Source organism: Streptomyces sp. S6 (genome assembly GCF_054880855.1).
In genome coordinates, this window is sequence record NZ_JBTYMC010000237.1 from 1 (window position 1) to 10,469 (window position 10,469).

Sequence of the window (10,469 nt, forward strand, 5' to 3'; positions counted from 1 at the left end):
CTGCCCGTCATCGCCGCGTCGGGCGCGGGCGGCGCCGGTCCGCTCGCGGGGATGCGGACGGCGCTGTCGCTGCTGGGCGCGGTCAAGGGGTTCCGGCCGGTGTACGACACCGACGCGGAGCAGCGGCGCACGGACGCGCTCGTGGCCGCCGCGGCTGTGCCCACGCTGCTCACCGCGCTGTACCGGCTGGGCGAGGGGCTCGAACCGGTCGAGCCGCGGCGGGACCTGTCGTACGCCGCGAACTACCTGTACATGTTGACCGGTACCGAACCCGATCAACATAAAGCCCGCGCCGTCGAGCAGTACTTGATCTCCACCATCGATCACGGCTTCAACGCGTCGACATTCACCGCGCGCGTCATTGCGTCAACAGGTGCGGACGTCGCCGCCTGCCTCGTCGGTGCCGTCGGCGCGCTCTCCGGCCCCCTGCACGGCGGGGCGCCCAGCCGTGCCCTCGACACCCTCGACGCGATCGGCACCCCTGACCGCATTGATCCCTGGATCCGGGAACATGTACAGGCGGGCGACCGCATCATGGGATTCGGTCATGCCGTCTACCGCACGGAGGACCCCCGCTCCCGCATGCTCCGCGAGATCGCCCAGCGCTTCGGAGGCTCGCGCGTCGCGTTCGCGGTCGAGGTGGAGCGCCAGGTCGAGGCGATCCTCGCCGAACTGAAGCCCGGCCGCGAACTCCACACCAACGTCGAGTTCTACGCCGGGGTCGTCATGGAACTCTGCGGCCTCCCCCGCGAGATGTTCACCCCGACCTTCGCCGCCGCGCGCGTCATCGGCTGGAGCGCGAACATCCTGGAACAGTCCCAGGACCCGAAGATCATCCGCCCGGCGGCACGGTATGTGGGACCGGAGGCGCCGGTGGCGGTACCGGTTCGCAACTGAACCGGACTGTGTCTCGTGGGTCGGTCATGCCTTGCGAGGTCCCGAGCCGACCACGTCGGAGAGGGCCGCACTCAGGGTGACGGAGATCGGTCTTCCGGGTTCGTGACTTCTCGCAGGGCCTGGTCGAAGTATCGAAAGAAACGCCCTTCCGGCCCATCCGGAGAAAGAAGCTGCTTCGCTTCCCGAGAGAGAACCCAGTACCGCTGGAAAATCGGACTTCTGAGCAGTCTGCGGGCATGCGCGATGATTTCTTCCTCCGGCATCTCACCCCACTCGTGATGAAGCAGGAGTTGGCTGTACGTGAGATTGGCAAAGAGGAACTGTCGTACGGTGGCCGGGTCCTGTCCGGGCCAGTCGTTCCACACTTCGGCGAGGGTGGGGTCGTTCATCTGCATCTGCGTGAGCTGGATATGCAACCCCCGCAGATCGGCCGCCGCGCTCCTGTGTAATTCTTCTCGGGATGCGATGAGTTCCTCCCGCTGGAGGGAGAGTTCCTCCCGTTGCAGCCGGAGTTCGCGTTGCTGGAAGGACAGTGTGACGACGAGGAGGAGTACGGCGATGCCGGAGAAGACGGCGCTGGCCGCACCGAAGTAGTCACCCAACGCGCTGCGCCGCGCAGCGGTCTGGAAGCCACCGTTGGCCTCCTCCACGCCGTCCAGGAGCCAGCCGCTGACCACGATCGAGACGATACCCACGAGGGCGATGCCGACAGTGGTCAGGGCGAACCATATGACGGATCTTCTTACCGAGTGCCACGCGGATTCCTGTACCAAGAAGCCCTCCCTGAAGTCGCACAGGAGACTTCCCCGGTGGGAAGGAAGGAAACGGGTTCGAGGAGAGCGCGAGGCATCGCATCAAGTTCCGAAAAGATATGTCACTCGATATCCGGAATATCTTTCTTGGCGCGCAACAGGGTTTCGCGAGTGATGATCACGATTCGTTCGTATTCGGCGCGCGACGCATCGGCCGGAAGGAGGGGGTCGAGCTCGGACGTGGCTTCACGTCCGATGACGGCGAAGCTTCCGTCCGAAAGCTCGAAGATGTCAGGGCAGGACTGGCCGGCGGCGCTGCCCCGTTCCCGAGGGGGGACTCCCATACGGCGCACGATCTTCACAGGGATATACCAACCTTATGGCTCGGAGAAAAGATGTGGGCATCCGAGCGCGGTGGTCTCCGGGCGGGCGTGTGCGGCGGAGTGGTCCGTCTCCGATCGCTGGGGTGTCTCGTCGGAGTGCCCGGATGGGGCCAGCGACAAGATATCCACTCCCTGGCTCGTGGAGGGTGGACTTGGTGTCGTGAAGTCGAGTGAAGTTGACAGTCGGTCAGGGCGAATCCTCCGCAGGAGGATTACCCACCACCCACCACTCGTCGGTGTCTGCGGCGTCGAGGTCCTGGATCAGTCCGTCCATCATGCGTCCCAGCACAGCCTCTTCGGAGGTGCTGGGCAAGCTCTTGCGATGCGGACCAGTGGCTTCCCAGTACTCGCGGAAGATCTGGTTCTGGCAGATGATCCGCAGGTGACCGTGGAGTTCTGCCTTGTTCATGGCGCCAATCCGATAGTAATACAAGGCATTCACGTACAAGGCGTTGGCGAAGAGGAACTGGCGCTGTTTCTGCGGCTCGACGACGGACTCGTAGGTGTCCAGCACCGCGGCCAGGGCCGGATCGTCCATGGCCTTGCAGAGCAGGTCGAAGTGGAGCCGGTGCTGTTCGGTGAGTACGGCGTGCCGACGGCGTCGTGCGACCGCCTTGAGCGCGGTCGTGAGACCCGTCTGTGCGGCTGAGCCGAACCCCCGTATCCCAAACTTCTGTGTGGCCATGTCAACCCCCGGTCCAGGCGGCCGTGCGCCGGTCGTCGGGGTGCGGGTGTGGTGACGGGGACCGGCGAAGCGGTGGGTGGCGCGTGCCGTCTCCCAGAGTGCCGAGCGGCTCTGATCGGCGGGGAGGCGGAGAAGAGGCGCACGGAAGGAAGCGAGGGTCGCACACCCCGGCGCCCTGCCTCACGTCTGCCCCGGACGAGCTGCTAACAATCGTTCACTTCGCGGTGATTCTTCCGGCTCGTATCCTGAGGTCGCAGACATTCCACCGCCGTGCTCCGGAGCGTGAACCGGCGTACGCGCAGGCGCGAAAGAGGTCGTACGTGGCGCAGGGCCGCACCCCGCAGCAGATCCCCGTCGTCGTCCTCGCCGGATTCCTCGGCTCCGGCAAGACGACCCTGCTCAACCACCTGCTGCACCGCAGCGGAGGCAGCCGGATCGGCGCGATCGTCAACGACTTCGGGGCGATCGAGATCGACGCCATGGCCGTCGCAGGCGCCCTCGGCGACTCCACCGTCTCCCTCGGCAACGGCTGCCTGTGCTGCGCGGTCGACGCGAGCGAACTGGACTCCTACCTGGCCCGCCTGGCCGCGCCCGCCGTCGGAGTCGACGTCATCGTCATCGAGGCGAGCGGCCTCGCCGAACCCGGTGAACTCGTCCGGATGATCCTCGCGAGCGAACACCCGGCGATCGAGTACGGCGGGCTCGTCGAGGTCGTCGACGCCGCCGAGTTCGACGTCACCCGCGCCAGGCACCCCGAGATCGACCGGCACCTCGGCCTCGCCGACCTCGTCGTCGTCAACAAGCTGGACCGCGCGCACGACGGGGAACGTGTGCTCGGGCTCGTTCGTTCACTGGCCGGGAGCGCGGCCGTCGTCCCCGCCCGTTACGGCCGCGTCGACCCGGAGTTCCTCTTCGACTGCCGGCCCGGCGAGGAGCGCATCGGGCAGCTCTCGTTCGACGACCTGCACCGGCACGACGACCCGCACGGCCACGACGGCGGCCACGCGGACCACCTGCACGCCGCGTACGACAGCCTCTCCTTCACCGCGACCGCACCCCTCGACCCGCGCCGCCTGATGGCGTTCCTGGACGGCCGGGCCGAAGGGCTGTACCGCATCAAGGGGTACCTCGACCTCGGGCCGAGCGACCCCCTCAACCGCTATGCCGTGCACGCGGTCGGACGGTTCCTCAGGTTCGTCCCGGAGCCCTGGGGCGAGGACGAGGAACGGCGCACACAGCTCGTCCTGATCGGCACCGGGATCGACCGTGAGGCGCTCGACAAGCAGCTCCACGCGTGCGTGCAGGACGCCCCACAGGCCGACGAGCGCGGCATGTGGGGCGTCCTGAGGTACGTACGCGACCCGGAGGGCGAACAGGAGGCCGCCGAGGACTTCCCCGATGGCCTCCCGGAACTCGCCGAACCCGACGAGGACTTCTCCGCGCCCGGCGAGGACTAGAACGGCCCCGCGACCACCGCCACCGTCTTCGGCAGCGACACCCCCGACCCGTCCCGCCGCGGATCGATCTCCGGCAGCTCGGCGGGCATGCCGTTCTTCTGCGCCGCCCGCGCGGGAACCGCCCCCGCCCAGGCGACCGACAGGCAGTCCTCGCCCTTCAGGAACCGCTGGCAGCGCACGCCGCCGGTCGCACGCCCCTTGCGGGGGTACTGGTCGAACGGGGTCAGCTTGGCAGTCGTCTGCACGGAATCGTCCAGCGTGCCGCGCGAGCCCGCGACGGTGAACACCATGGCGTCCGCCGCGGGGTCGACGGCGGTGAACGAGATGACCTTCGCGCCGTCCGTCAGCTTGATGCCCGCCATACCGCCTGCCGGACGGCCCTGCGGGCGCACCTGGGACGCCTGGTAGCGCAGCAACTGGGCGTCGTCCGTGATGAAGACGAGGTCCTCCTCGCCCGTGCGCAGCTCGATCGCGCCGACGATCCGGTCGCCCTCCTTGAGGGTGATGACCTCCAGCTCCTCCTTGTTGGCCGGGTAGTCCGGCACCACGCGCTTGACGACGCCCTGTTCCGTGCCGAGCGCGAGGCCCGGCGACGACTCGTCCAGCGTCATCAGACAGACCAGCGTCTCGCCGTCCGTCAGCGACACGAACTCCGAGACCGGGGCGCCGCCCGAGAGGTTGGGTACCGCTGCCGTGTCCGGGAGCTGCGGGAGGTCGACGACGTTGATCCGCAGGAGCCGGCCCTCCGAGGTCACCGCCCCGATCTCGCCGCGCGCCGTCGCGGGCACCGCGGAGACGATCACGTCGTGCTTCGCGCGCGTGGCACCGTCCTCCGCCGCGAAGGGTTCGCCGTTCGCCGTGCGGGCCAGCAGGCCCGTCGACGACAGGAGTACCCGGCACGGGTCGTCCGCCACCTGGAGCGGCACGGCGGACGCGGTGGCGCCCGACGACTCCAGCAGGACCGTACGCCGCTCGGTGCCGAACTTCTTCGCGACCGCGGCCAGTTCGGCCGAGACGAGCTTGCGCAGCTCGGTGTCCGACTCCAGGATGCGGGTCAGCTCGGCGATCTCCGCGTTCAGCCGCTCCTTCTCCGACTCCAGCTCGATCCGGTCGAACCGGGTGAGCCGGCGCAGCGGGGTGTCCAGGATGTACTGCGTCTGGACCTCCGACAGCGAGAAGCGCTCCATCAGGCGCTCCTTCGCCTGCGCGCTGTTGTCGCTGGAGCGGATCAGCCGGATGACCTCGTCGATGTCGACGAGGGCCGTCAGCAGGCCCTCCACCAGGTGCAGCCGGTCACGGCGCTTGCCGCGCCGGAACTCGCTGCGGCGGCGGACGACGGTGAAGCGGTGGTCGAGGTAGACCTCCAGGAGCTCCTTGAGGCCCAGCGTCAGCGGCTGGCCGTCCACCAGGGCGACGTTGTTGATGCCGAAGGACTCTTCCATCGGAGTCAGCTTGTAGAGCTGCTCCAGGACGGCCTCCGGGACGAAGCCGTTCTTGATCTCGATGACCAGCCGCAGGCCGTGCGCGCGGTCGGTGAGGTCCTTGACGTCGGCGATGCCCTGGATCTTCTTCGAGCCGACGAGGTCCTTGATCTTGGCGATGACCTTCTCGGGGCCGACGGTGAAGGGCAGTTCGGTGATGACGAGGCCCTTGCGGCGGGCCGTCACGGTGTCGACCGCGACCGTCGCCCGGATCTTGAACGTGCCCCGGCCCGTGTCGTACGCGTCCCGGATGCCGGCCAGGCCGACGATCCGCCCGCCCGTCGGCAGGTCGGGGCCCGGGACGAACTTCATCAGGGCGTCGAGGTCCGCGTTCGGGAAGCGGATCAGGTGGCGGGCGGCGGCCACGACCTCGCCGAGGTTGTGCGGCGGCATGTTCGTCGCCATGCCGACCGCGATCCCCGAGGAGCCGTTGACCAGGAGGTTCGGGAAGGCGGCCGGCAGCGCCACCGGCTCCTGCTCCTGGCCGTCGTAGTTCGGGGCGAAGTCGACCGTGTCCTCGTCGATCGACTCGGTCATCAGGCTCGTCGCCTCGGCCTGCCGGCACTCGGTGTACCGCATCGCGGCCGGCGGGTCGTCGTTGCCCAGGGAGCCGAAGTTGCCGTGGCCGTCGACGAGGGGCACGCGCATGGAGAACGGCTGCGCCATGCGCACCAGCGCGTCGTAGATCGACGCGTCGCCGTGCGGGTGCAGCTTGCCCATCACCTCGCCGACGACGCGGGCGCACTTGACGTAGCCGCGGTCGGGGCGCAGACCCATCTCGTTCATCTGGTACACAATCCGGCGATGCACCGGTTTCAGACCGTCGCGGGCGTCGGGCAGGGCGCGGGAGTAGATGACCGAGTAGGCGTACTCGAGGAAGGAGCCCTGCATCTCGTCGACGACGTCGATGTCGAGGATCCGCTCCTCGAACGAGTCGTCGGGCGGTGGGGTCTTCGTGCTGCGGCGGGCCATCGCTGCCGGCTCCTCTTTTCTGGTCGCTTACCTGCGGGGCGCTCAAGTCGGTGCCGGGCGGGCCGGGTTGCCCGCTGCCCCTAAGAGCCCTGGCCCCGGGAGGGCCGGACTCGCTCGTGCGTGAGGTGTCTCAAGGGTCTGACGTCGACCATTGTGGACCGTGGCACTGACAACGCGGGCCAAGGCCCGGTGCCGCGGACCCGGCCGGACGAGCACGAGCCGTTCCCCCGCGGTCGCCCGCAGGTTACGCGATCCGCTCTCGGCGTACGTCCGCCGGGAACTTCGCCGACCGTCCGCACGCTTGCATACAGTGACAGGACCGGCAGGAAACTCCGCGGTTCGACGACCGCGTCCGCGATCGAAGGGACGTACATGCCCATGGGTCACACGGCCACCGCCCAGGCAGGCTCCGGGGGCCTGACAGCGACCGAGCACCGCCTGGCCAACGGCCTGCGCGTGGTGCTCTCCGAGGACCATCTGACCCCCGTCGCGGCGGTGTGCCTCTGGTACGACGTCGGCTCGCGCCACGAGGTCAAGGGCCGCACAGGCCTCGCCCACCTCTTCGAGCACCTGATGTTCCAGGGCTCCGCCCAGGTCAAGGGCAACGGCCACTTCGAGCTGGTCCAGGGCGCCGGCGGCTCCCTCAACGGCACCACCAGCTTCGAGCGCACCAACTACTTCGAGACCATGCCCGCCCACCAGTTGGAGCTCGCCCTCTGGCTGGAGGCCGACCGCATGGGCTCCCTGCTGGCCGCCCTGGACGACGAGTCCATGGAGAACCAGCGCGACGTCGTCAAGAACGAGCGCCGCCAGCGCTACGACAACGTCCCCTACGGCACCGCGTTCGAGAAGCTGACCGCTCTCGTCTACCCGGACGGCCACCCCTACCACCACACGCCGATCGGCTCGATGGCCGACCTCGACGCGGCGACCCTGGAGGACGCGCGCGCGTTCTTCCGCACCTACTACGCGCCGAACAACGCGGTCCTCTCGGTGGTCGGCGACATCGACCCGCAGCAGACGCTCGCCTGGGTCGAGAAGTACTTCGGCTCCATCTCCGCGCACGACGGCAAGCCCGAGCCGCGCGACGGCTCCCTGCCGGACGTCATCGGGGGTGAGCTGCGCGAGGTCGTCGTCGAGGAGGTCCCCGCGCGCGCGTTGATGGCCGCCTACCGGCTCCCCGAGGACGGCACGCGCGCGGGGGACGCGGTGGACCTCGCGCTCACCGTCCTCGGCGGCGGCGAGTCCTCCCGCCTGTACAACCGCCTCGTACGGCGCGACCAGACGGCCGTGACGGCCGGGTTCGGCCTGCTGCGGCTCGCCGGGGCGCCCTCCCTGGGCTGGCTGGACGTCAAGACGTCCGGGGACGTCGAGGTGCCCGTCATCGAGGCCGCCATCGACGAGGAGCTCGCCCGGTTCGCCGAGGAGGGCCCGACGGCCGAGGAGATGGAGCGCGCGCAGGCCCAGCTGGAGCGCGAGTGGCTGGACCGGCTCGGCACCGTCGCCGGCCGCGCGGACGAACTGTGCCGGTACGCCGTCCTGTTCGGCGACGCGCAGCTCGCCCTCACGGCCGTGCAGCGCGTGCTGGAGATCACGCCCGAGGAGGTCCGGGAGGTCGCGCAGGCCCGGCTGCGGCCCGACAACCGCGCGGTGCTCGTCTACGAGCCCAAGCACCCCGACACCGAGGAGGACGCGGACGTCCCCGGGGACCCCGCGCGCGAGGCGACCGTAGAGGCCGGCGACGACAACGAGGAGACGGCCAAGTGACCGAGCAGCTCGCCACGATGGACTTCCACCCGCAGCCCCAGGCGGGCGAGGCCAAGCCCTGGGCGTTCCCCGCGCCCGAGCGCGCCGCCCTCGCCAACGGGCTGACGGTCCTGCGCTGCCACCGCCCCGGCCAGCAGGTCGTCGCCGTCGAGGTCCTCCTCGACGCGCCCCTGGACGCCGAGCCGACCGGCCTGGACGGCGTCGCGACGATCATGGCGCGGGCCTTCTCCGAGGGCACCGACCGGCACTCCGCCGAGGAGTTCGCCGCCGAGCTGGAGCGCGCGGGCGCCACGCTCGACGCGCACGCCGACCACCCCGGCGTCCGGCTCAGCCTGGAGGTCCCGGCCTCCCGGCTCGCCAAGGGGCTCGGGCTGCTCGCCGACGCCCTGCGCGCGCCCGCGTTCGCCGAGGGCGAGATCGAGCGGCTGGTGCGAAACCGGCTCGACGAGATCCCGCACGAGCTGGCCAACCCGTCCCGGCGGGCCGCCAAGGAACTGTCCAAGGAACTGTTCCCGGCCGACGCGCGCATGTCGCGCCCGCGCCAGGGCACCGAGGAGACCGTCGAGAAGATCGACGCCGCCGCCGTCCGCGCCTTCTACGGCCGGCACGTGCGCCCCGCGACGGCCACCGCGGTCGTCGTCGGCGACCTGAACGGCATCGACCTCGACGCCCTGCTCGGCGAGACCCTGGGCGCCTGGACGGGCTCCTCGGCGCAGCCCCGGCCCGTCCCGCCGATCACCGCGGACGACACCGGGCGCGTCGTCATCGTCGACCGGCCGGGCGCCGTCCAGACGCAGCTGCTGATCGGCCGGATCGGCGCCGACCGGCACGACCGCGTGTGGGCCGCGCAGGTGCTCGGCACGTACTGCCTCGGCGGGACCCTGACGTCCCGTCTGGACGCCGTCCTGCGCGAGGAGAAGGGCTACACCTACGGCGTGCGCGCCTTCGGGCAGGTCATGCGGTCCGCGCCCGACGGCTCCGGCGCCTCCATGCTGGCCATCAGCGGCTCCGTGGACACGCCCAACACCGGTCCCGCCCTCGCGGACCTGTGGACCGTCCTGCGCACGCTCGCCGCCGAGGGCCTCACGGACGCCGAGCGCGACTTCGCCGTCCAGAACCTCGTCGGTGTGGCGCCGCTCAAGTACGAGACCGCCGGGGCCGTCGCAGGGACGCTCGCCGACCAGGTCGAGCAGCACCTCCCGGACGACTTCCAGGCGACCCTGTACCGCCGGCTCGCCGCCACGGGCACCGTCGAGGCGACCGCCGCCGCCGTCAACGCCTTCCCGGTCGACCGCCTCGTCACGATCCTCGTCGGTGACGCGAAGGAGATCCAGGAACCGGTCGAGGCTCTCGGCATCGGCCCGGTGCGGGTCGTGACGGCCGAGTAGGCACCAGCGGGCACGCGCGCGTGGGGGACGCCGGACATCCGGCGTCCCCCACGCGCGTGTTCACCGTTCGCACAGCGACACCCTTCCCGAACGCGCTTTCCCGAAGACGGCCGGGGATGACCGTTTCCTCCCGGAGGGTTCGGCTCTGGCCTGTGGTGTGCGCTACAAAAACCGCTGTGCGTTTGGGAATCGACGGTGGCCCCTCTAGCGTCGTCCGGGCTGTTCGTCGGGCAGTACGCCGCACACCGCGGCACCGGACAGCGATCGCCGAGTCCCCCTACGGCGCGAGCCGGGGGAGCCGGGGACCCACACCGTCCCTGGGGTGAATCGGGCGCCCGCGCCCGTAGGAGACCTTCCTGCTCCGAACCCGTCAGCTAACCCGGTAGGCGACAGGGAAGGAAAGGACGAACTCGATCCCATGGCGTTCACCTGCGCCCCCGGCAGGCGCCGCAAGGCGGGCCGGATGCAGCGTACGACCGCCCGCGCGGCGGGCATAGCGGCGCTGACGACCTCGGCGCTGGCCGCCGGCTCTCCCCCCGAACCGACCGCCGCGAACACCGTCGTGGCCATGGACGACACCGTCACCATGCGCCTGGACACCGTCGCCGCGCTCGCCGACGACCACGCGGCCGTGCAGGAGCAGGCCGTCCAGCGGGCGGCGACCCGCGCGCGGAACGAGGCGGTGCG

The 10,469-nt window shown here is 70.1% G+C and carries 8 protein-coding genes, 1 pseudogene and 1 riboswitch; of the genes and pseudogenes, 5 read left to right on the forward strand and 4 right to left on the reverse strand.

Annotated elements, in window-relative coordinates:
• Positions 1-897 (forward strand): citrate/2-methylcitrate synthase (locus tag ACVNF4_RS26115; protein WP_461805319.1); only part of this gene is annotated, 897 nt, incomplete at its 5' end.
• 71 nt (positions 898-968) lie between these two features.
• On the opposite strand, the gene ACVNF4_RS26120 is transcribed toward ACVNF4_RS26115, so the two are convergent.
• The 3 genes from ACVNF4_RS26120 to ACVNF4_RS26130 form a co-directional block, all read right to left on the reverse strand.
• A complete protein-coding gene (locus ACVNF4_RS26120) occupies positions 969-1,592 on the reverse strand; it encodes a DUF6082 family protein (RefSeq protein ID WP_461805320.1) in 624 nt (207 codons plus the stop codon).
• Positions 1,593-1,771: 179 nt separating this feature from the next.
• Positions 1,772-2,011: a hypothetical protein gene (locus ACVNF4_RS26125; RefSeq protein WP_461805321.1), complete on the reverse strand. Its 240-nt coding sequence runs from the start codon at positions 2,009-2,011 to the stop codon at positions 1,772-1,774.
• A 208-nt stretch (positions 2,012-2,219) separates the two neighbouring features.
• Positions 2,220-2,717: a DUF6082 family protein gene (locus ACVNF4_RS26130; RefSeq protein ID WP_461805322.1), complete on the reverse strand. Its 498-nt coding sequence runs from the start codon at positions 2,715-2,717 to the stop codon at positions 2,220-2,222.
• Positions 2,718-3,037: 320 nt separating this feature from the next.
• Between ACVNF4_RS26130 and ACVNF4_RS26135 the strand changes: the two genes are divergently transcribed.
• Positions 3,038-4,174, forward strand: a complete 1,137-nt coding sequence (locus tag ACVNF4_RS26135) for a CobW family GTP-binding protein (RefSeq protein WP_461805323.1) — start codon at positions 3,038-3,040, stop codon at positions 4,172-4,174.
• Here the strand turns inward: ACVNF4_RS26135 and ACVNF4_RS26140 are convergent.
• Positions 4,171-6,627 (reverse strand): DNA gyrase/topoisomerase IV subunit A, encoded by a 2,457-nt coding sequence (locus ACVNF4_RS26140; protein ID WP_461805324.1) that lies wholly within the window; start codon positions 6,625-6,627, stop codon positions 4,171-4,173. The genes ACVNF4_RS26135 and ACVNF4_RS26140 overlap by 4 nt on opposite strands.
• Positions 6,628-6,999: 372 nt before the next feature.
• Here ACVNF4_RS26140 and ACVNF4_RS26145 point away from each other — a divergent pair, with 372 nt between their 5' ends.
• From ACVNF4_RS26145 to ACVNF4_RS26155, 3 genes and pseudogenes are all read left to right on the forward strand, one after another.
• On the forward strand, positions 7,000-8,394 hold the full coding sequence (locus ACVNF4_RS26145) for a M16 family metallopeptidase (protein ID WP_461805325.1): 1,395 nt from the start codon (positions 7,000-7,002) through the stop codon (positions 8,392-8,394).
• A 17-nt stretch (positions 8,395-8,411) separates the two neighbouring features.
• Positions 8,412-9,782, forward strand: a complete 1,371-nt coding sequence (locus ACVNF4_RS26150) for a M16 family metallopeptidase (RefSeq protein WP_461805326.1) — start codon at positions 8,412-8,414, stop codon at positions 9,780-9,782.
• A 255-nt stretch (positions 9,783-10,037) separates the two neighbouring features.
• Positions 10,038-10,186: riboswitch (cyclic di-AMP (ydaO/yuaA leader) on the forward strand.
• A gap of 14 nt (positions 10,187-10,200) precedes the next feature.
• Positions 10,201-10,469, forward strand: a pseudogene (locus tag ACVNF4_RS26155) (M23 family metallopeptidase); the annotation flags it as partial.

What these genes read in the sequence shown, in the direction of transcription:
- ACVNF4_RS26130 (WP_461805322.1), bottom strand. Translation starts at nt 2,717, where the DNA reads ATGGCCACACAGAAGTTTGGGATACGGGGGTTCGGCTCAGCCGCACAG.
- ACVNF4_RS26140 (WP_461805324.1), bottom strand. Translation starts at nt 6,627, where the DNA reads ATGGCCCGCCGCAGCACGAAGACCCCACCGCCCGACGACTCGTTCGAG.
- ACVNF4_RS26145 (WP_461805325.1), top strand. Translation starts at nt 7,000, where the DNA reads ATGCCCATGGGTCACACGGCCACCGCCCAGGCAGGCTCCGGGGGCCTG.
- ACVNF4_RS26150 (WP_461805326.1), top strand. Translation starts at nt 8,412, where the DNA reads ATGGACTTCCACCCGCAGCCCCAGGCGGGCGAGGCCAAGCCCTGGGCG.